This window comes from Methanobacterium sp. (genome assembly GCF_038562635.1).
Taxonomy (GTDB): domain Archaea; phylum Methanobacteriota; class Methanobacteria; order Methanobacteriales; family Methanobacteriaceae; genus Methanobacterium_D.
This window is the reverse complement of record NZ_JBCFBO010000002.1, coordinates 342,729-362,532: the sequence shown is the minus strand read 5'-3', so window position 1 is coordinate 362,532 and position 19,804 is coordinate 342,729. Positions and strand designations below refer to the sequence as shown.

The 19,804-nt window shown below is 32.8% G+C and carries 22 protein-coding genes; 14 read left to right on the top strand and 8 right to left on the bottom strand.

Annotated elements, in window-relative coordinates:
• Positions 1 to 28: 28 nt before the first annotated feature.
• From AAGU07_RS13830 to AAGU07_RS13810, 5 genes are all read left to right on the top strand, one after another.
• Positions 29 to 1,198, top strand: coding sequence for an ABC transporter permease (locus tag AAGU07_RS13830; protein WP_342459683.1), 1,170 nt, complete (start codon positions 29 to 31; stop codon positions 1,196 to 1,198).
• Positions 1,191 to 1,874, top strand: a complete 684-nt coding sequence (locus tag AAGU07_RS13825; RefSeq protein ID WP_342459682.1) for an ABC transporter ATP-binding protein — start codon at positions 1,191 to 1,193, stop codon at positions 1,872 to 1,874. The genes AAGU07_RS13830 and AAGU07_RS13825 overlap by 8 nt, the downstream gene beginning before the upstream one ends.
• A 616-nt stretch (positions 1,875 to 2,490) precedes the next feature.
• Entirely contained in the window at positions 2,491 to 2,802 is a 312-nt protein-coding gene (locus AAGU07_RS13820; RefSeq protein WP_342459681.1) for a hypothetical protein, read from the top strand.
• Positions 2,803 to 3,146: 344 nt separating this feature from the next.
• A complete protein-coding gene (locus AAGU07_RS13815) occupies positions 3,147 to 4,313 on the top strand; it encodes an Nre family DNA repair protein (RefSeq protein ID WP_342459680.1) in 1,167 nt (388 codons plus the stop codon).
• 158 nt (positions 4,314 to 4,471) lie between these two features.
• A complete protein-coding gene (locus AAGU07_RS13810) occupies positions 4,472 to 5,455 on the top strand; it encodes a DegT/DnrJ/EryC1/StrS family aminotransferase (protein ID WP_342459679.1) in 984 nt (327 codons plus the stop codon).
• An 83-nt stretch (positions 5,456 to 5,538) separates the two neighbouring features.
• On the opposite strand, the gene cgi121 is transcribed toward AAGU07_RS13810, so the two are convergent.
• Both cgi121 and AAGU07_RS13800 read right to left on the bottom strand, forming a co-directional pair.
• Positions 5,539 to 6,033, bottom strand: a complete 495-nt coding sequence (cgi121, locus tag AAGU07_RS13805; protein ID WP_342459678.1) for a KEOPS complex subunit Cgi121 — start codon at positions 6,031 to 6,033, stop codon at positions 5,539 to 5,541.
• A 166-nt stretch (positions 6,034 to 6,199) separates the two neighbouring features.
• On the bottom strand, positions 6,200 to 6,604 hold the full coding sequence (locus AAGU07_RS13800) for a hypothetical protein (RefSeq protein WP_342459677.1): 405 nt from the start codon (positions 6,602 to 6,604) through the stop codon (positions 6,200 to 6,202).
• Between the two features lie 249 nt (positions 6,605 to 6,853).
• Here AAGU07_RS13800 and AAGU07_RS13795 point away from each other — a divergent pair, with 249 nt between their 5' ends.
• Positions 6,854 to 7,216 (top strand): hypothetical protein, encoded by a 363-nt coding sequence (locus tag AAGU07_RS13795; protein WP_342459676.1) that lies wholly within the window; start codon positions 6,854 to 6,856, stop codon positions 7,214 to 7,216.
• An 89-nt stretch (positions 7,217 to 7,305) separates the two neighbouring features.
• On the opposite strand, the gene AAGU07_RS13790 is transcribed toward AAGU07_RS13795, so the two are convergent.
• The 4 genes from AAGU07_RS13790 to AAGU07_RS13775 all read right to left on the bottom strand — a co-directional run bounded on the left by AAGU07_RS13790 (position 7,306) and on the right by AAGU07_RS13775 (position 11,988).
• Entirely contained in the window at positions 7,306 to 8,811 is a 1,506-nt protein-coding gene (locus AAGU07_RS13790; protein ID WP_342459675.1) for a (R)-citramalate synthase, read from the bottom strand.
• Positions 8,812 to 8,845: 34 nt separating this feature from the next.
• Positions 8,846 to 9,880, bottom strand: coding sequence for a TIGR01177 family methyltransferase (locus AAGU07_RS13785; protein ID WP_342459674.1), 1,035 nt, complete (start codon positions 9,878 to 9,880; stop codon positions 8,846 to 8,848).
• Between the two features lie 176 nt (positions 9,881 to 10,056).
• The gene (locus AAGU07_RS13780) at positions 10,057 to 11,223 is read right to left on the bottom strand and encodes an NAD(P)/FAD-dependent oxidoreductase (RefSeq protein ID WP_342459673.1); all 1,167 of its coding nucleotides are present in this window, start codon (positions 11,221 to 11,223) and stop codon (positions 10,057 to 10,059) included.
• 162 nt (positions 11,224 to 11,385) lie between these two features.
• Positions 11,386 to 11,988, bottom strand: a complete 603-nt coding sequence (locus AAGU07_RS13775; protein ID WP_342459672.1) for a PH domain-containing protein — start codon at positions 11,986 to 11,988, stop codon at positions 11,386 to 11,388.
• 132 nt (positions 11,989 to 12,120) lie between these two features.
• On the opposite strand from AAGU07_RS13775, the gene AAGU07_RS13770 reads away from it, so the two are divergent.
• Positions 12,121 to 12,849 carry a UPF0280 family protein gene (locus AAGU07_RS13770; RefSeq protein ID WP_342459671.1) on the top strand — a complete coding sequence of 243 codons (729 nt, stop codon included), beginning with the start codon at positions 12,121 to 12,123 and terminating at the stop codon, positions 12,847 to 12,849.
• A gap of 52 nt (positions 12,850 to 12,901) precedes the next feature.
• Here the strand turns inward: AAGU07_RS13770 and AAGU07_RS13765 are convergent, their stop codons facing one another.
• Positions 12,902 to 13,360 carry a multiprotein bridging factor aMBF1 gene (locus tag AAGU07_RS13765; protein ID WP_342459670.1) on the bottom strand — a complete coding sequence of 153 codons (459 nt, stop codon included), beginning with the start codon at positions 13,358 to 13,360 and terminating at the stop codon, positions 12,902 to 12,904.
• A gap of 368 nt (positions 13,361 to 13,728) precedes the next feature.
• Here AAGU07_RS13765 and AAGU07_RS13760 point away from each other — a divergent pair, with 368 nt between their 5' ends.
• The 3 genes from AAGU07_RS13760 (at position 13,729) to AAGU07_RS13750 (ending at position 16,976) form a co-directional block, all read left to right on the top strand.
• Positions 13,729 to 14,961 carry a proteasome-activating nucleotidase gene (locus AAGU07_RS13760; protein WP_342459669.1) on the top strand — a complete coding sequence of 411 codons (1,233 nt, stop codon included), beginning with the start codon at positions 13,729 to 13,731 and terminating at the stop codon, positions 14,959 to 14,961.
• A 601-nt stretch (positions 14,962 to 15,562) separates the two neighbouring features.
• Positions 15,563 to 16,228 carry a VTT domain-containing protein gene (locus AAGU07_RS13755; RefSeq protein ID WP_342459668.1) on the top strand — a complete coding sequence of 222 codons (666 nt, stop codon included), beginning with the start codon at positions 15,563 to 15,565 and terminating at the stop codon, positions 16,226 to 16,228.
• Positions 16,229 to 16,313: 85 nt separating this feature from the next.
• Complete coding sequence (locus AAGU07_RS13750; RefSeq protein WP_342459667.1) at positions 16,314 to 16,976, top strand: DUF5518 domain-containing protein; 663 nt, start codon at positions 16,314 to 16,316, stop codon at positions 16,974 to 16,976.
• 23 nt (positions 16,977 to 16,999) lie between these two features.
• On the opposite strand, the gene AAGU07_RS13745 is transcribed toward AAGU07_RS13750, so the two are convergent.
• Complete coding sequence (locus AAGU07_RS13745; protein ID WP_342459666.1) at positions 17,000 to 17,362, bottom strand: DUF356 domain-containing protein; 363 nt, start codon at positions 17,360 to 17,362, stop codon at positions 17,000 to 17,002.
• A gap of 725 nt (positions 17,363 to 18,087) precedes the next feature.
• Between AAGU07_RS13745 and AAGU07_RS13740 the strand changes: the two genes are divergently transcribed.
• The 4 genes from AAGU07_RS13740 (at position 18,088) to AAGU07_RS13725 (ending at position 19,721) form a co-directional block, all read left to right on the top strand.
• Positions 18,088 to 18,612, top strand: a complete 525-nt coding sequence (locus tag AAGU07_RS13740) for a DUF308 domain-containing protein (RefSeq protein WP_342459665.1) — start codon at positions 18,088 to 18,090, stop codon at positions 18,610 to 18,612.
• Positions 18,613 to 18,675: 63 nt separating this feature from the next.
• Positions 18,676 to 18,882, top strand: a complete 207-nt coding sequence (locus tag AAGU07_RS13735) for a hypothetical protein (protein WP_342459664.1) — start codon at positions 18,676 to 18,678, stop codon at positions 18,880 to 18,882.
• A 69-nt stretch (positions 18,883 to 18,951) separates the two neighbouring features.
• Positions 18,952 to 19,326: a hypothetical protein gene (locus AAGU07_RS13730; protein WP_342459663.1), complete on the top strand. Its 375-nt coding sequence runs from the start codon at positions 18,952 to 18,954 to the stop codon at positions 19,324 to 19,326.
• A gap of 56 nt (positions 19,327 to 19,382) precedes the next feature.
• Positions 19,383 to 19,721: a hypothetical protein gene (locus AAGU07_RS13725; protein WP_342459662.1), complete on the top strand. Its 339-nt coding sequence runs from the start codon at positions 19,383 to 19,385 to the stop codon at positions 19,719 to 19,721.
• Positions 19,722 to 19,804: the final 83 nt, after the last annotated feature.

Sequence of the window (19,804 nt, the reverse complement as noted above, 5' to 3'; positions counted from 1 at the left end):
TTATTTTAAACAAAAGGAGAAGTTAAAAATGAATTATCTTGGATTAATTTTAAAAAATCCATTTAGAAATAGAACAAGAGCTTCCCTTGCGATTATAGGTATTGCAATTGGAATTGCAACTATTGTGGCATTGGGTCTTGTTACCAGTGCTCTTCAATCTTCCACGCAAACGACCCTTAAAGCAGGGGAAGCTGAAATTACTGTAATGGCAAACGGTTCAAACAATTTTCAATCCTCAGCTGATCTTAATATGACGCAAGTAGCTAATGTTAAGAGTATAAGTGGTGTTAAAGATGCTACTGGAGTTTTAAGTGAGGAAATCAGCTTAAATAGTAGTTCAAGTTCTTCAAGTTCTTCAGGTTCAGGATTTGGTCGGGGCGGCGGTCAAGGTGGCTTTTCTGTGACTGGTATTGACAGCAGCAAATTAAGTCTTGTAGGTATAAGTGGAAGTGGTCTTAATGGAACTACCTTCAATAACAGTGCAAACGAGATTATAATAGGTAAAACTGCAGCTCAAAACCAAAACAAAACCATTGGGGATAATATCACACTTTACAATCAGACTTTCAAAATTGTTGGAATTTATGAAACGGGAAGCTTCATGACAGACGGTGGAGCATACATGTCCTTAAGTAAACTTCAAAATCTAACCTCCAACACTAACAAAATCAGCAATATCGAAGTTAAAGTCGATGATAATGCTAATGTCACCCAAGTAAGCCAGGCAATCACAAACAAGTATCCAAGTCTAGCTACAACAACAGCTTTAGATCAGGCTAACATGATAAATAGCATTTTAAGCGTGATTAATAATGCAACATGGGCAATTTCGCTCTTAGCAATATTAATTGGGGGAATTGGAGTTATAAATACCATGATAATGTCAGTATATGAAAGAACTCGTGAAATTGGGGTTCTAAAAGCTGTAGGCTGGCCAAGTAGAAGAATACTTGGAATGATAGTAGGGGAATCAATTGTACTTACCCTAGCAGCTGCAGTAGTAGGTACTGTCGTAGGTACTGTACTAGTTTACGGAGGATTAATGATATTTAATATTGCCTCATTAACACCGGTATTTACACTTGATTTGCTTGTAAGAGCATTTGGAGTTGCTCTAATTGTAGGTGTACTTGGAGGACTTTATCCAGCTTACAGAGCGAGCAGATTAGCACCAACGGAGGCGTTGCGCTATGAATAACGGGAACATTATCGAAATACACGGGCTCAAAAAGAGCTACGAAAATGGACAAATAATCGCATTAAACGGTGTCGATCTTGAAATCAAAAAAGGAGAATTTGTTTCCATAATAGGGCCCTCAGGTTCTGGAAAATCTACACTCCTAAACATGTTGGGAGCGTTAGATATAGCAGATGAAGGCACTGTTAAAGTTGCAGGTGTTGACTTAACAAGAACCAAGGACTTAAGTACTTTTAGATCACATGAAATCGGATTTGTGTTCCAGTTGCACAACCTGATACCTAACCTTACAGTGCTTGAAAATGTTCAAATTCCAATGCTTGGAACAAATATGTCGAGTAAGGAAATGGAGGAGCGTGCAATAGAACTTTTAAAATCAGTGGAACTTGGAGAAAAAGTAAACCAGAAACCAACTAAACTCTCTGGAGGGCAGAGACAACGAGTTGCTATTGCAAGAGCCCTTGTAAATCGTCCATCTATTATTCTAGCAGATGAACCAACAGGATCTTTAGATTCTAAGACTGGAGATATAATATTAGATATTCTTAAAGATCTTCATAAAAAAGAGAATGTGACTCTTGTGATGGTAACACACGAGCCTTACGTTGCAAATATGGCGGAAAGGATCATAACTGTAAGAGATGGTAAAATCGTAGAAGAAAAAGCACGTGTTTAATATATGAAAGTTGGTGGGAGTTTCATCTCTGTTTCAGTATAATTTTGTGGTGGGAAACTTTCCAAAAACATGTCAGGGGTGACATTTAAAAAAACTAAAAAAACAGATCTTAATTGGAGGACGGTGGGACCTCCATTTTAATTCACTTAATATTCATCCTATATGGGAACAAGCCCCAACAACTCTCCTTTTAGTCGAAGGATTTAAGTGAATAAATGTTTATCCTCCATTTATGCTTCCAGGATAAACAATAGGGCGGGAAAAACTTGAATAAGAACACACAAACCAACTAGATATATGAAATTTTGGGTAATTATAGACAAAAATGATGCAAGTAAACTTTTTTTATTCTATAATTACAGGGTGGGTGGGCACTTTCCTATTTAAATTTTTAAAAACAAATAAACTGCATTAAAATGCATATATTAACAGAAAAAAATTAAATGTTAATTGTAGCGATATTAAATTTCATATTAAAGATTTTAAAAGACGGAAAAATAGTTTCGCTGAAGAAAATTACAGTAAAATGTATTTTAGACAATATGGAAAATTATGTTGATATCGAAACTATTTTTGGGAACAAGTAACTATCAATAAGTGATATATTGGTGTTTAAATGACAATAGAGCTATTTGGGTTTACAGGAATTGAAATTGCAGTCATTATTATTAGCATTGCAAATATTGGCGTTTTATTGGGGTTACTTTATATTTACATTGGGAGTTACCGGCAAATAAAGATTGGATTTACAACAGGAATTATTTTATTCGCTGCAATTCTTTTACTTAGAAATATTTTTGATATTACATATCTAATTATGACAGGTAATATGTTGAATAATAGTCATGATTTAACAAAGGATATTATCGGCGGCATTATCCAGTTTATAGCTCTTACTATACTTTTAAAGATAACATGGGACTATTAAATTAATTAACTTGTGATAAATTTCTATATCAATTCGTTTGGTCTCCTAAAACTGGTTAAGGAACAATTACTGTCAGATAAATGAATAGCTAAATTCGCTTTAAATGACCTATTTTTTACTTTATTTATGATATAACGAATTATGGCTAAAAAAATCAATTATGCAGTATTTAATTTTTTTTAAAAATGTTGAAAAATAATGAAAAATTATTTTATTACACAGTAACTTATCAATTTCATTATATTGGACATAATTATTCTGTAAAAATGCTATCAAATAATTTTAAAGATACTTTTCATCTGCTCTCATTACTTTTTTATTAAGGTAGGTTGATATATAAGATCATGATAAAGGGCAAGGAAGCCTACCTCAAAAGGCTCACAGCGAACATCAATATGAAATCCGTTGATGTAGGAAAGGAACTTGACGGAACTACACCACCTTCAGTATTCATTGGCAGTTGGAACTATCCTAAGGTATATGCAGGTCCAATGATTGCTCCAATGCAGGGTGACATATCCATTATGGATAGGCCGGAATCATGGATCCCGAGTCAAACCACGCAGGAAGAGATAATAGGCTACAGATTGAATTTAGTACGTGGTAAACAAACTGTAGGGATACAGGACTTTAATAATTCGTTTGTTGAAAAATTACAGGAAATATCTCTCGCATCGACTTCAATTGAAAGCGAAGCCCAATTTGGAAGCCGGCCAAAAGGCCTCTCGTTCAGCGATGAAACAGCCCCCCACGGCCCAAGTGCTTTAATTGAAAAATTTGACATAGATGCAGTTAAATGGGACCGCCAGCTGGAAAAGGTGTACTACGATACTGATTTTAAGGCAGCTTCAGCTACAGTTGACCTCCACAGCAAAGGAGTTCCCTTTTCAAGTATCCAGAAAGCATTTTCTGTGGGGACAATGGGAATTGAAAAAAACAGGAAGTTAGTCCCTACACGGTGGTCAATTACAGCCTGTGACACAATTATAGCAGATAATCTGCTCAGGGAAGTCCGTCATTATGATATAATTGATACTTACAGGGTATATGAATTCAGCAGCCTAAATAATTATTATGCAGTTCTCTTACTCCCAATGGAATGGCAGTATGAATGGATCGAAGCGTTCATGCATGTTATGGGCCGTGAAGAGCTGATATTTGCAGACCATGAATTAAACGGCGGTAAAAAAGAATATTCATGTGTAGGTGGATGTTATTATACTTGCAAAATGGCTGTCCTTGAAGCTCTTGCAAGTGAGAAGAAGCAAGCTGGTGCAATAGTACTTAGGGAAGCTTATAATGGATATGTCCCTCTTGGAGTTTTCAACGTCAGGGAAAATGTAAGGAGCGCAATGGGTGAAATCCCAAGGGAATTTGAAGACATGAAAACAGCTCTTGCTTATATTGAAACTAAATTAAAGCTTCCAATGGACAAATTCAAAGAAACAAGTACACTTCTTCAGGACTTGATGAGGTCCCGGCAGATGACGCTGGATAACTTTTTTAAATAATTTTTAATTTAGTTTGCAAAATTAATAATTTCATAAGAGTTTATCTATTTTTAACTATTTTTATGCTTGAAAATGGATAGTATTTATTTATTAAAAGCCGATAAATTATTTATTTAACTATTTTATAAATTAAAACGTGTTTATAAATTTTTGAGATGATGCAATTGGAACTACACTTTAAAAAACCTTCAAAAGAAACCAGAAATGCAATGTGCGAAGCCGCAGTAAATATTGACTATGCATCAAACAGGGGATTTGACGAAGTTAGGCTTGCACAAGATAGAATAAGTGAAATTACAGGGCATGAACATGTAAAAACTGTAAACAGCGGGAACTCTGCAATTCTGGTGGCTATGAATTCATTTAAAGATAAAATATTGATTCCAGATCAGGGAGGATGGACTGGATTTAGAAACATGGCCGAGTTTAGAGGTATTGAAGTTGTAGAAGTGCCTACATACCTTGGAATTATCAGCCCTGAAACTCTTGAAGAAACCATTAATGAACACAAACCTGAAGCTCTTTTTATAACAAGTTTTGCAGGTTATATTGCAGAACAGCCTGTAAAAGAATTATTTAAAGTATGTGATGATAAAGGTGTAATTCTGGTTGAAGATGCTTCCGGTGGAATTGGAGATAGAGAAAAAAAACTGGGAAACGGTAAACATGCACATGTAATCGTGGCTTCAACAGGATCTCCTAAAATAGTAAACGTTGGAAGTGGCGGATTTATCTCAACAAACAATAACGAAATTTTTAAAAAATCAAAGCTCCTTTTGAAAACATTGAAAGCAAACCCTGTTACTTGTGCTGGAATATCTGAGGAAATTAGAAACGCCCCGCAGATCTTATCAAAGACAATTGAAGCGTGTAACATACTTAAAAAAGAATTTAAATCTGCAGTTCACTCTGATAAAAGGGGAATAAGTGTTGCTTTAAAGACAGATGATCCCAAAAAAACAGGATATTTACTCAGACAAAAATTAAAAGCTGATGGAAGGGGTATAATAACCGTCTGCCCTAGATATGAACGGGTGATTATGGATGCTGTATGTATTGAGATCAAGAATCTTGATATGCCGTCTCTGGAAAATAATAATTTAAATGAAATTGCCCAAATTATTAAAGGAATAATTGATTAGAATTAGTTTTAATTAAATAAAGTTAATAGTTCTATAAATACCAGATTTTAAGAAGTTATGTTACTTGAATCTAAAAAATTAAATTAAGTTTCAAGTATCAGCAATGTGGTTTTCTCCATCATTACATCTGATATGTCACTTGCAATTTTTATTTCTTCCTCTGAAATTTTATAAATATCTTTTAAAAGAATTTCATCAGGATTTAAGACACTGTCATCTCTTTTATCTAATAAAATTTCTAATTCATCCATAATATCTCCTTTACAGCCTACAGCAACTGCACAGATATTCATTTCACCTTCTTTTATCCCTAAAATTGAAAGTGCTTTGGATATTTGTCTTTGAGCAGACGCACGCACGCATATCTCAAGTCCCAGGTCTTTTGCAATATTTTCATCCCGTTCAAATGCTTTAATTGCATGAACTGTAGCATGGAGAATATGTTCGCGGCCGGCAACTCCATCGGCATTTAAAAGCTGAACAGTACATTTTTTGCTTATTTTATTTATATTACCCATTAATTTTTTGAAATCGTTGATGTTTGACTTGAAACCGGCTATCTGGATATTGTACTCCATAGTGTATTCCTCAAAGATAATTTTAAACTTGTTATAGCTTTAATACGTGCTATTTATTCTATTAATCCATTTTATTATTTTGTATTGTAAAAATATGGGCTGTTTGACAGTCAACTATTAATTAAGACAGCGGGTCTTTTAAATTTTTTGTTGATGCTCATTTGAATTAGGGTTGGTGTTCCATATAAATCTCAATATAATCAAATAGCCCTATTAAAACCACTGCAAGTGTTCCAACTACATACCAGTGATAATCTCTTGGTTCATGGTTTTTTAAGGTTTTTATTTCATTTCCCATTTCATTGACTACTTTCACGGCATTTTTTAAACGTGAATTTATTGCATTAACTTTTTCGTCACTGGCTTCAAATTCTAGATCTTGAAGTCTGTTATCTAAAAATTCAGATATTTTTGTTAATGAAGTTCCAATTTTTTTTAAGTCTCCTTCCTTTATAACCTTGGGATCTGTTACTCCTTTTATAAAAATGCCGCTGTATGATTCTTTAAAACCATTGATAATCTCTAAAAATGATTCTTCAATTTTAACATGTGTTTTATTTTCTGTGTCCATAATATTTAATATATAAAAACTATTATTTAATTTTCTAATATTTTGATCTGAGGACAATGGGTGTTGCTAAATTAAAAAGTCGGTTAAAAATTTATTTGACTTTTAGCTTCTAAATAAAAAAATAGCAACAAAGCATAGATAGGATGTGTTTTTAATTAAGTAAAAATTCTATTTTAATTTTGACATTGTTTTAATTAAAGAAAATTTTATTATATTTGGTTACATTAAATCGTTACAGGGGGTAATTTATTGAAAAGAGATAAAAAAGATGTAGATAATGAAAAATTATCAGTAGAGCTTGAAAAAAAATTATCTCCAGCTAGAGCAGTATTTAGAATTATTCTTGGGATTTTTGGTTTATTATTATGGATTTTGATAGGTGTCAATCCCACTATTTTCTTTTCATCAACTATACAACAGTTTATGGGAGTTACATCATTTTTTTATAGAAATCCTATTGTTTTTTTAATGGTGGCGTTGATCAATATCTTTTTAGGGATAATAGTTTATTTCATTGGAATCATATGGTGGTCTGCATTTCACATTATATGGTCAGTAAGGTGGTTCTATGGTTATGTAAAATATCATAAGGTAAATAGAACTTCAAATTAATGTCCCTGAGAGCAAAAAAAGAATTTAGTTAAAAAAGAATATTTGATGGGCGGAAATTTATTTTTACAGATGTGTTAAATTTTCTATTTTTATAAATCTCCTTCTTTTATTTTTTTAATATCTTTTTTATCGCCTAATATTTTATTAATTCCACTTAAATAAGCTTCTACACTTGCGTTTATGATATCAGGTTGTGTACTTCTTGCAGTGACAATTTGATCCTCATGTTTGAGCTTGACAATAACGTCAATCAGTGCGTCGGTACCTCCGGTTATAGCATCTACGTGGTACTGTTCAAGCTCTATATCTGCAAAATCAGCTATACTCTTTTTAACAGCAACTATAGCCGCGTCTACTGGACCTATACCGATCCCAGCTTCAAGGACTTCCTTGTCATTGATATTAAGTCTTACTGATGCTGTTGGGGTAATTTTATTTCCGGAAACTATGGTAAGCTCCTCAAGCTCGACCACTTTTTCGGCTACTATCCCGAGTACATCTTCTGCAATTGCCTGTAAATCTACATCTGTAACGCATTTGCCTTTATCTCCAAGAGCTTTTACTCTTGTAAATATCTGGTTGAGTTTTTCATCATCTACACGTAATCCCATCTCTTCAAGCCGTTTTTTAAGTAAACCTGACCCGATATGTTTGCCCATCACAAACCTACGCTTGTGACCTACAAGTTCAGGAGTTATAGGTTCATAGGTTTCAGCTTTTTTAATGACGCCGTCTGCATGTATTCCTGACTCGTGGGCAAATGCATTTTCTCCTACAATGGCTTTATTTGGTTGTAATGGCACATTGGTTAGCCTTGAAGCCATTTTAGAGATTTCATATAACATTCCTATTTTTATGTTTGTCTTTACGCCGTAAAGTGAGTATAGTGAAACTACTAATTCTTCTAATGATGCATTTCCTGCCCTTTCACCTATTCCATTTACTGTAACATGGGCCTGACTCGCCCCAGCCCTTAAACCTGAAAGTGAATTTGCAACTGCAAGTCCAAAGTCGTTATGGCAGTGAACACTTAAAGGTGCATCAAGTTTTGATAAATACCCATAAAATTCGTAGGCTTTTTCAGGAGTGAGCATTCCAACGGTATCGCATGCACATATCCTTTTTGCACCAGCATCTATCCCTTCTTTGAATACCTGTGTGAGGTAATCAAGGTCACTTCTTGTTGAGTCCTCTGCAGAAAGCTCTACCAGCAGCCCGTGGTCGACAGCATACTGTGTGCTTTCGATTGCAAGGTCTTTAACTGCTTCCCTTGTTTTTTTTAATTTATATTTTATATGAAGATCAGATGTTGGAATAACCAGATGAACACTATCCACGTCGCATTCCAATGCGGCGTCTACATCGACTTTAACCGCCCTTGCAAAACTGCATATTTCAGTAGAAAGCCCTTCACTGGTAATTTTTTTAATTCCTTCCCTTTCACCAATTGATGTAATGGCAGATCCTGCCTCAATAACATCTACACCAAGTTCGTCAAGTTTTAGGGCCATTCGCAGCTTCTCATCAGGAGTTAAAGAAACTCCAGGGGTCTGTTCGCCGTCTCTAAGTGTTGTATCTAATATTCTAGCGTTCAAAGGAATTCCTCTTTTTATTTTAAATTTATAAACTTTATTTTTTTGTAAGTACAGAGATAACTCTGGTTAAACTTTTATGCATTCTTATCTTGTATTGTTCTATTATTTTAAATTTAGTATGACTCACAAGTTCATGGATGTCCAGGTAGTGGGGAGTTGCCATACAGATGTATCCGTCTTCTTTTAATAGTCCCTGCATAGATACGAGGGATTCTTCATAAATCTTTTTACTGTCTATACCTGCTGTTGAAGCGGAGATACCATAAGGAGGATCAGTTACAATAGCATCGACTTTTTCCTCAAGTGTAATATACCTTGCATCTCCCTGAAAAATATTATAATCCTTAATGTTGCAGTATTCAAGATTTTTTTTAGTGCCATCAACCATTTTCTCGTCTATATCAGTTCCAATTACTCTAGCCCCTACTATTCCTGCTTCTATTAAAATACCACCTGTTCCACAGAATGGGTCTAGAACGGTGCTTCCTTTTTTGGCCCGTGCTAGATTAACCATTCCCCTTGCAAGTTTTGGGCTCATGGATCCGGGATAGAAGAATGGTCTTTTATGAGGTTTTAAATCATTGTAGTGTTTTTTACTTCTTTTAACCAGTTGTTTGCTGACCAAGACAGAGTTATCAAGCACGATGGTTCTTAAAAAAGTATCGGGATTTTCAAGATTTACTCTGGCTTTATCTCCTAACTCATTTTTAATGATACCTCCAAGCTCAATTTCCATGGCTTGGGAGTTAAAATCAGGGTCAATGCCTACTCTTTTAACCCTTACTGCATAATCTTGACTAATAATATCTTTCCATGGGTATTTTTGGATATCTTCGTTTAAATTGGAGATACTGGTTTCAAACAGTAATTTACATATTTCGTGGGTATAAGCAATCTTTTTACCAATTATATCAATAACTGCAGAGTTTTCATCTGCAATCTCAATGATCAAAATTCCATTTTGATGATATTTTATATTAAAGGAGACATTTTCAGTCTCCAAACTCGCTGTTACTTCTGCTTTTGGCAAAGTTTCGTTTTCACCGGATAAAATGAAGATTATTTCCATAGATTAGACACCTTTTAATGAGTTGAATGGTATTTATTTTTTTATATTTCATAGATTAACTGATATTTAGGGGTTTCACCTTTAATAAATTACTTAATTACAGTTCAAATTAAACAAAGTAATTTTTCTATTTAAACTAACTATTTTCAAAATAAGTAATGAAAGGTATGTTGATTTTACAGGCCAAATATTTTACGTGAAAGCAGTTTAGGAAGAACTGAAAAGATTATCCCGCTTTTTATTAGTTTTATCATAAGTGGTGCTTGAGAATCCAGATCTCCATATTCAGAAACTATTTTTCCCACTTCTTTTTCTTTAAGTTTTAAAATTACAGAGTCAAGATTATCATCGTCCAGTGATTTATAGGTATTCTGTACTTTTAGCTGCATCTTAAGTTCATTATTGTACATTTTTTTATATCTTTTTTGGTAATTCTTTAAAATATCAATATTTTGAGAGCTAATTGATTCATATACAACTTCGGCAGCGATTTTTGCACAATTAAAACCTATTATAAGTCCGCCGCTTGTAGTTGGTTTAACCTGAGATGCTGCATCTCCTATAAGTATGGCTCGATTTTTTACTATGTCCTTTTTAGGGTCATATATTGGGATTTTACCATGATATTTTTTTAAAATTTTAGAATCTCTTAATTCTTCATTATTTTCTAGAAATTCGTTTAAAATCTCACTTAACTCTTTATAATCAAAATCAGCAAATAAACCTACTCTTGCGGTGGATTCTGAAATTGGAATAACCCATAAAAACCCTGGAGATATTTTTGAATTCACATATACCTGAAAATAATCCTCTTTAAATGTGCTTTCTCCAGTGTCAATTAAATATTGGCTTGCATGCACGAATTTAAAGTCATTGCCAAATGCTTCAGATACTATAGATGAATGACCATCAGCACCTACAATGATTTCAGCAGATATTTTTTTATCTTTGAAGTATATCTCACCATTTTCTATGTCTATCTTTTCTGCCCGATGGTTTAAAAAAAGTTCTGCTCCTTTATCTACTGCTAATTGTGCTAAATATTTATCATATCTGACCCTATCTAAAACGTAGGCTAAGGGTTCTTCTTTTTTACGCATTGAGATCATAGTACTGGATGGGGAATATAAGCATGCCCCATATATTTTGTTAAGTATAACTTCCTCAGGTAAAACATTCACATCTTTTATTTTGTTACCTAGAAGTCCAGCACATTGTAGAGGTACTCCCACTTCCTTTTTTTTCTCAAATATTGCCACTTTAAGCCCTTTTTCTGCCATATATCTTGCAAATGTTGAGCCTACAGGTCCGGCTCCAACTATAGCCACATCATAATTTTTCATGTTATCTTATCCGTTTAACAACGCTATTTCATCTCATTCAATGTAAAACCACGAAAACAAGTTTTCGGGGACTGTAAAAAACAGGAAATACCTGTAATATTTGTTAAATTAGTATTAGAATAGTACATTTTGAGTTTGTAACTACAACTATTTAAGGATTGATCAATATCTCTTAAATTTTTTGTCATATCTGTCCATTACGGAATCTTTAATCTTTTTAGGGCCAGTTGATTTTTCAGTTATATAATCGCCTTCAATCATCTGGTTTATTCTATCTTCTACTTTTGTAGGATCTGGAATATCATTGAGTATGATTCGAGTATTTTCATGACCTCCGTATACAGATATATCTCCACTGGATGTCAGGCGCTCTATTAATCCCTGCGAAACGTTAACATCCTGGATTTTATCGTAATGCATATATGATTTGTTTTTACGGATTATACCTTTTTCAAGGATGACTCTGTAGTTTGTAAGGGTATATGTTGTGTATTCCCATGAAAGTATGTCCCATATAATCCAGAGGATCAAAATAAGCATTAAAAAGAACAGGATTAGAGTGGTAGCTTCTACAAGTGGAACATGGATATATTTTATGATATAATTTTGTATACTTGCAACGAGAGATACTACGGGCTCAAAAATAAATATAATTACAAGTAATGCAATGAATTTAATTACAGCTGATTTTAAATACATAAAAAAGCGAGGTTTGGTCTCAAATAAAATTCTTTCTCCTGAACGAATATCCTTTGTGTGTCTCATATAAATCACCACTTATTTTCTACTACTTTTAGGAGGGATAAATTTAATTTAATTATGATCCTTTCTGTGTTTTATCTATGCATAATTTAGAATTAGTAATCTAAATATTTTATGTAAGACAAACTAACCACGATGATCACAGAAAGAATTAGGCTTGATGAAACTAACATTTTACTTAAGACAGATTTAATAAATCATAAACTTTCTAATTTTATTTTAAGGCAGCGTATGGAGCTTGTAAATTATATTATGAATAACAAAGAGTTTTTAATATCTTTTGAACCAGTAAATGTGGAAGATGCTCCTTTTATAGCAAAAGTAATGGCAAAAGCAGGTAAAATTGCAGAAGTAGGTCCTATGGCTGCTGTTGCAGGGACAATATCAGAACTCTCAATGAATTTCTTAATAAAAAACGGTGCAAAATATGCAATTGTAGAAAACGGTGGGGATATAGCCATTAAAACTAATAAAGATGTGGTAATGGGTCTTTATGCTGGAACTTCATCACTTTCTGGACAGATTGGTTTTAAAATAAAATACGGGAAAACTCCAATGGGAATATGCACCTCTTCTGGAACTGTTGGGCATTCTATAAGTTTGGGAAGGGCAGATTCTGTAACTATATTTGCAGACCATGCCAGCTTTGCCGATGCGCTTGCCACAAGCATTGCAAATGAAGCTAAAGGTGATTTAGAACAAGATGCTGTGCAGAACTGCCTGGCAAGAGCTGAAGACTTTAAACCTTATTTTAGGGGTGTTATGATTGTGGTCGGTGAATCTGCAGGGACAGTCGGAAAGATCCCTAAATTGATTAAGACTGATAAAAAAGTTGTTTTAGGAGATCTCTTTGATATTTATTAGAAAATAAAAAGAAGTTGAAAAAATATATTTCTGATATTTTTTCAAATTGGATTTAATTCCTCTTAATCCGAGCTATATCTCCTATTGTAGCTCCTCTTCTGGCTCGCGGACCTAAATCTTCCTGTTTTCCATCGTCAGTTTTTTCAATGAGTGTCACGTCCAGTATTTTTTCTAATTTTTTTGCAAGTTTAATATCTGGAACCATCTTTCCAGATTCAACCCTGTTAACCACAGAGGCTTTTTCATATACTTTCTCAGCCAGTACTTCACGGGTCCATCCTTTTCTTTCCCTGCTTTCTCGTATAATATCTTTGAAATCTTCGATGACTTCTTCTGAAGGCTCTCTGAATTTAGGACTTCTTCTAACTGGCCTTGGTTTCCTTGCTTTTGGTGGTTCTCTCTGTACTTTTCCGAATTTAGAACATTCATTACATGTAACCATAATTGAGCTTTCAATTTTTGTTTTCACTGGTTCTCCAACTATTTTCTTTCCACATATCTCGCATCTCATGCTGATCACTTTGTATTTTCATGTAAGTGTAATATATAATATTGATAATGCAATAAAACGAACAGTTGTTCTTGTTTAAGTATTTATACTTTTCTTATTCTTCTTTATAATATTTATGTCTGTTTTGATATATCTTAAATTATGTTTTATAAAAAATATATGATTTTGTAAATTGAAAACAATAATTTCTTAATTTTCACTGGCCTCGAAAAACTTTAATTTGCATTGGCTTTTAAAAAAAACGTTAAATTATACTTTTCTATTATATTGTGTACCCTCAATATTTAAATATTATTAAAACAAAAATATGACTGAAATAATTAATAAATATTTTCAATTTAATAAAAATTCAGGAGTGAATAAGGATCATGGAAGACATGTCCCGAAATATAATGAAAAAAACTGAAGATCTTAAGAATGAAATTAAACTCCTAAAGGAGGAGAATACTAAAACTAAAAGGAATTTAATGTGGAAAGTTAGAAAGCTTGAGAAAGACAAAGTTTTAGTTGAAAATGAAAAGATGAGGCTCGACAGAGAAGTAAAATCTCTAAGAGGCGAAATTGAAAGGTTTAGGTCCCCTCCTCTTGTAGTGGCTACTATAACTGAAGTTTTAGAAGACGGAAAACTTGTAGTAAAAAGCAGCACAGGACCTCATTTCGTTATAAATTATTCACGTTTATTAGATAAAAAATCATTAGAACCAGGCTCAAGGGTTGCTTTAAATCAGCAAACATTTAGTATAGTAAATGTATTACCGTCTGAGAAAGATCCTCTAATCAGCGGTATGGAAGTAGAAGAAAAGCCAGAAGTAAGTTACGAGCAAATTGGTGGACTTGAAGAACAAGTCGTTGAAATTAAGGAAACAGTAGAATTACCACTTAAAAAACCAGAATTATTTGCAAATATTGGAATTGAACCTCCAAAAGGAGTACTTTTATACGGTCCTCCAGGAACAGGTAAGACTCTTCTTGCAAAAGCAGTTGCAAATGAGACCAATGCAACATTCATAAAAATTGTTGCATCTGAATTTGTAAAAAAATACATTGGTGAAGGTGCAAGATTAGTTAGAGGTGTATTTGAACTTGCAAAAGAGAAAGCACCAAGTATTATCTTCATTGATGAAATAGATGCAATTGCAGCTAAGAGGCTCAAAAGTTCAACAAGCGGTGACAGAGAAGTTCAAAGGACACTCATGCAGCTACTTGCAGAAATGGATGGATTCGAAGCCAGGGGAGATGTTGGAATCGTTGCAGCGACCAACAGGCCAGATATATTAGACCCTGCACTTTTACGTCCTGGAAGATTTGACCGGTTCATAGAAGTTCCAATTCCAAATGAAGACGGTAGAATGGAGATCTTGAAAATCCACACCAGAAATATGTCCTTAGAGGAAGAAGTGGATATAAGACTTGTTGCATCATTAACTGAAGGTGCTTCTGGTGCCGACCTTAAAGCTATCTGTACAGAAGCAGGTATGTTTGCAATAAGGGAAGAAAGATCCAGCGTTACAATGAACGACTTCATGGATGCAATTGATAAGATTGTAGGTCTTGAGAAAGAAGAAGAAGTTAGAAGAGAAGCCGGCGTAATGTACGGTTAATTTTTCTTTATTTCTTATTTTTAACCATCAAACACAAACTATTTATTCTATAATTTGAAATCTAATTCTAAGCCAGTGATGAACCCTATGAGCTCTGATACGTGATGAATGATGGGCGATCTGAGGCTTACTTATTATATTTATTTTAATTTGTGCGTCAAAATTTATGATTTTGACAGCTTACAAATCTATGATTTGTAGCCCGAAAAATCTCTCAAAAATTCTTCGAATTTTTGGAGCGCAAAAATCGAAGATTTTTACAAGCTACGATTTTTCGACGGCTTTCAAAATTCAAAAGAATTTTGATGTTTGCGAATTGAAAATTCGCAACCGTAAAAAATTTTCAATTTTTTACATGCACGAGTCGAAGACTCGTAGACTTATTATTAAATTCAATTTTTAATTAGTTCTAATCTTTTTTAATTTAATTTATTGTATTTTATAGGTTTTTACTATTCTAATTGAATTTGAACTAATTAAGCACTGATTTTGCAATGAATTCTATAGAATTTCCATAAAACTATTTATTTTAGATTACATATATTAATAATACCTTTTATATATAAAATATTATGTTATAAATAATTGCGGAAGTTAAATCTTGCAAAATAAGATAAATTTAGAAACTCATATTGGAATTAAATGGATATTATTAACTTTTATAATTTTAACTCTTCTTTTAATCCCTTTTGTTTTATTTGGAGATTCTTTAGATAACTGGACTAATAGTTTTTTTCAATCGGGACCTTCTAAGCTGATTGCAAGTATAATTATTGGATTTTTATTATCTATTGACATTGTAGCCCCTATTCCTTCTAGTATTGTAAGTACAGCTGGTGGCTATTTTCTTGGATTTATAGGGGGAACTCTTATTTCTCTTGCAGGCATGACAATCAGCTGTTTAATAGGGTACTGGATTGGAGCTAAATTTGGACGTGCTGCAGCTCTTCGATTTGTAGATTCAAAAGAAATTTCTAGATTTGAATCTCTTCAAAAAAAGTATGGAGATTGGATAATTATTATTTCACGTTCAGTCCCATTACTTGCTGAAACTTCAGTTCTATTTGCAGGAATTGGTCGTATGAACTTCAGCCGTTTTATTTTTATAATTACAATATCCAATTTGAGTATATCCATGGTTTATGCAGCTGTTGGGGCTTATTCTGCCCATATTAATTCATTTTTACTTGCTTTTGCAGCCGCCATAATAGTCCCTGCTGTTATGATTGTCATTTTGAAAAATAAAAAGGTATTTAATTCTGATTAAGGTCATTATTTATTATGTATTATTAAAATTTATTAATCATGCAAAACAAATAATAATAGTAGATTATCTCAGTTGATGTGTTTAGATGTCTTATCTTATCTGTGAGAAATGTGGTGGCTATTACAAGCTTAAAGAAGGAGAAAAGCCCGATGAATTTGAGGCATGTGAGTGCGGAGGTTCTCTCAGTTATGTCCAAAATTTTAATGCACATTTCGATGAAGAATTAGACCCTATAAATGAATTTAATATTTGTCCTGACTGTGGAATTGAGAATTCTGCAGATGAGAAATACTGTAAATCATGTGGTAAAATGATAAAAGATACCAAAAATGAAGAAAATAGCTCTACTGATTCTAATAAAAATGTGCTAAAATTTACATCTAATAAATGGATATTGAGGGCAGTGGCAATTATTGTAGGCGTTTTAATTGTAGTGATCCCTACTTTCATATTTGTAGATTCGAATTATGCTTTATTATTGCTTTTAATTGGCGGAATAGTTGCATCTTTAATTGCTGGAGGAAAAAGTGAAGATGGAGCTATAAATGGAATTATAGTTGGTGTAATAGCTGCACTCTTAATTTTAAGTCTTAGAGGTAATTTTTTATTTATTGATGATATCCTCTTTAATATAGAAATATTCATTTTTGAAATGAGCGGTGCTATATTAATCCTTGCCCTTTTTGGCCTTATTGGAGGAGTAATAGGTACTTCAATACGTGAATTCTTAATTAAAGCTGAAAAATAAGATTAGTGCTTAACTAAAAAATTTTAATTTGAAGGAACTGATTTATGTGAATAATAGCCTTTAAGTACAGGTAACCTATTAAACATCTTTTTTATTTCTTCAAATTCTTTATATTCCTCGCTTATAACAACAATATGTGCTGGCGGGTGTATTTTTTTAATATGCATTATGCTTTTTGTTGTGTCGTCTAAAACTTTTATAAGAGTTGCTATTTCACATTTTGATCTTAAATTCTGCTTAAGAATCCCTTTAGCTAGTTTATCTGCAATTTGAGGTTCAATTATCTTTGGTTTTCCTGATATTCTTAAATTAGCATGCCGTTCAATGTCTGCAATGGCATTCAATAGTTTTCCTTGACTGTTTGCACGTATTAAAATTAGAGTCATTTTTTCACCAGTATAATTATTTTTGATATGATTAATTAAACAAAACTTGATTTTTAAAAAATTATTTTTATGGATATATGAGTATTGTAGATGATTTCTAATTAAATATTCTTTATTTTTAAAAATATAAAATTAGTATTTAAGATTCAATTAATGGTATAAGAGTTATTATATCTAAAATTACGGTATTTAAATTTATCTTATGTAACTGTATAATTAATGCGGACTGTATAAAAGGTAAAACGTTTCTTTTCTATATTTTCAAATTTTTCTCCATTGATCGCTCGTGAATCAAACAATCCATTGATTTTTAAGTTTATCTATTAGCTACTAATTTTGAATTGATTAGCATGTTTTCGCACTGTTTTTAAATCGGTTACGAAAGCATCTTCTTGATTTTTAAGATATGAATATACATTTTCAGATAAACACATCTGTTAAATTTTGCACTGGCTATGTGGTCCTATTAATAAATTATTTCCTGTTGTTCTCTATGGATAGTTCTCATTTTTAAAGTTTAACCGCTCTTCAATTTTTATTTAATTATATCTCATTTAGAGTATCTAGTAGTTATGATTATCATGTTTTTAATTCTGTTGTTAATTTGCCTCAAATTAATTCAATGTATATGAGCTGCCAGATATTAGTAATAAATAATTATTTATATTTATTAATATAATAATTTATTAGGGCTTGCTTGAAAAAAATAAAAGGGGGTATGTTATATGGCTGAAGGTAACAACATGTTGTTAGGTATTTTAGCTGTAATTTTAGGTATTTTGGTCATTGCTTTCCCATTGTTAAGTATTTTCACAGCCAGTGTCCTAGCCGGATTGGCTGTAGTGTTTTTAGGAATATGGTTATTAGCACAGAGTTTCGGGACATGGGGAGCAAGTAAAGCCGCAAGTATTGCCTTTTTAATACTTGGGCTGGTAGCAGTAATTTGTGGAATAGGCTTATTTGGACATATACTTGCATTTAGCTTCTTAACAAGCATAGCTCTCTTCTTTGCAGGTTTTTTCCTGATAATTTCAGGTATAATGTCATTATTTACTAAAGAAGGAACAGCAGCTAAAGGATCTGGGGGTATAGGTATTATATTAGGTATATTATATATAATACTGGCTTCATTTGCATGGGACCCTTATTACCTTGCTTTGTTAATTGGAATCTGGCTGGTAATTGATGGAATAGCTTTATTCTTTGTTAATCCATCTGATCTGGTGAATACTGAAAAATTAGAAATTTAAAATGATTTAAAATCGGCAAGCCTGTCTCATTAAAAAGATGTATTTAACTAAAAAGGTGATATTATGCCGGAGTTAGGACCTTTAGGGCGTGGTGGAGCTAGAAGAAGAACAAGAAGAAGAATGATGGCAATGAATGAAGCTAACGAGTCATCAGATCAATCAAATAACATGGAAGAGTCTGTTGATTTAGATACATTAAAGAAATTAGCTAAATTACTGCAAAATAAAGGAATAATAACAGAACATGAGTATGATCTGTTATTTGAATAAATAAAATGTGGATTATCATGGTATAAAATGGTTTCATGGTAAAATTATGGGCAAAAAGAGGAAATTATCATGAAAAAGATTGCGGGAATTATACTGGCCATATCGATACTGGTTGTTTTTGCTTCAGGATGCACAAGCAGTAACAATATGTCAAACAATAGCAGTAACGGTACTTCAAATCAAAATAACTCAAATGTAACACTTCAAATTACAGCTGATGGTCCATGGACTGGTGACTATGCATATACAAATGGAAATATGCAAATTAATGGAACGGGAAACGCTAATTATAACTTAGGCCCTAATCCGGGTCATGTCACAGTATCTATAGAGAATAAAGGCAATGGTACTTTAACTATACAGTTGCTCAGGGGTGGAAATGCTGTACAAACTCAAAGTACATCTGAAAGTATGGGAATTGTCAATATAGATCAGAAATTCTAAAACTTTTTCATTTTCTTTTTTGATTATTACTTAAATTTTAATAAGGAACAAAAAAAATGATGGATAACTTTAAAATGCCGCCGTTTCTCCGGCAGATTATTATAATTGTGGTTATTTTATCTGCAGTAGTTGCATTAAAATTTACTGCACCTATAACTAGTCTCATACTGCTTTCTATATTCTTGAGCTTACTTATCTACCCATTTTTAAAATGGTTGGAAAAAAGAGGTCTCTTTTACAACATTGGAATGTTGATAACTCTTCTGGGAATTTTTATTTTGGGTCTCGGAATATTGGCATTTCTGGTAGTAACATTGTCTCAATTAGTACAGGCACTCCCGGATTTATCGATAAAATCATCTAATTTCTGCACAATACGGAAATCAAATAATTGAGTTCATTGTTTCCAATATACCCATAACCAGATATAAAGGGACTTATAGCAGATGGTACTTTTATTATATTTGCTGTGATATTC

Coding starts and splice junctions, on each gene's coding strand:
- AAGU07_RS13785 (WP_342459674.1), bottom strand. CDS start 9,880: ATGGAAATAATCTTCATTTTATCCGGTGAAAACGAAACTTTGCCAAAA.
- AAGU07_RS13725 (WP_342459662.1), top strand. CDS start 19,383: ATGATGGATAACTTTAAAATGCCGCCGTTTCTCCGGCAGATTATTATA.
- AAGU07_RS13825 (WP_342459682.1), top strand. CDS start 1,191: ATGAATAACGGGAACATTATCGAAATACACGGGCTCAAAAAGAGCTAC.
- cgi121 (WP_342459678.1), bottom strand. CDS start 6,033: ATGGAGTACAATATCCAGATAGCCGGTTTCAAGTCAAACATCAACGAT.
- AAGU07_RS13730 (WP_342459663.1), top strand. CDS start 18,952: ATGAAAAAGATTGCGGGAATTATACTGGCCATATCGATACTGGTTGTT.
- AAGU07_RS13775 (WP_342459672.1), bottom strand. CDS start 11,988: ATGAGACACACAAAGGATATTCGTTCAGGAGAAAGAATTTTATTTGAG.
- AAGU07_RS13770 (WP_342459671.1), top strand. CDS start 12,121: ATGATCACAGAAAGAATTAGGCTTGATGAAACTAACATTTTACTTAAG.
- AAGU07_RS13760 (WP_342459669.1), top strand. CDS start 13,729: ATGGAAGACATGTCCCGAAATATAATGAAAAAAACTGAAGATCTTAAG.
- AAGU07_RS13765 (WP_342459670.1), bottom strand. CDS start 13,360: ATGAGATGCGAGATATGTGGAAAGAAAATAGTTGGAGAACCAGTGAAA.
- AAGU07_RS13820 (WP_342459681.1), top strand. CDS start 2,491: ATGACAATAGAGCTATTTGGGTTTACAGGAATTGAAATTGCAGTCATT.
- AAGU07_RS13830 (WP_342459683.1), top strand. CDS start 29: ATGAATTATCTTGGATTAATTTTAAAAAATCCATTTAGAAATAGAACA.
- AAGU07_RS13740 (WP_342459665.1), top strand. CDS start 18,088: ATGGCTGAAGGTAACAACATGTTGTTAGGTATTTTAGCTGTAATTTTA.
- AAGU07_RS13800 (WP_342459677.1), bottom strand. CDS start 6,604: ATGGACACAGAAAATAAAACACATGTTAAAATTGAAGAATCATTTTTA.
- AAGU07_RS13810 (WP_342459679.1), top strand. CDS start 4,472: ATGCAATTGGAACTACACTTTAAAAAACCTTCAAAAGAAACCAGAAAT.
- AAGU07_RS13735 (WP_342459664.1), top strand. CDS start 18,676: ATGCCGGAGTTAGGACCTTTAGGGCGTGGTGGAGCTAGAAGAAGAACA.
- AAGU07_RS13815 (WP_342459680.1), top strand. CDS start 3,147: ATGATAAAGGGCAAGGAAGCCTACCTCAAAAGGCTCACAGCGAACATC.
- AAGU07_RS13780 (WP_342459673.1), bottom strand. CDS start 11,223: ATGAAAAATTATGATGTGGCTATAGTTGGAGCCGGACCTGTAGGCTCA.
- AAGU07_RS13750 (WP_342459667.1), top strand. CDS start 16,314: ATGTCTTATCTTATCTGTGAGAAATGTGGTGGCTATTACAAGCTTAAA.
- AAGU07_RS13745 (WP_342459666.1), bottom strand. CDS start 17,362: ATGACTCTAATTTTAATACGTGCAAACAGTCAAGGAAAACTATTGAAT.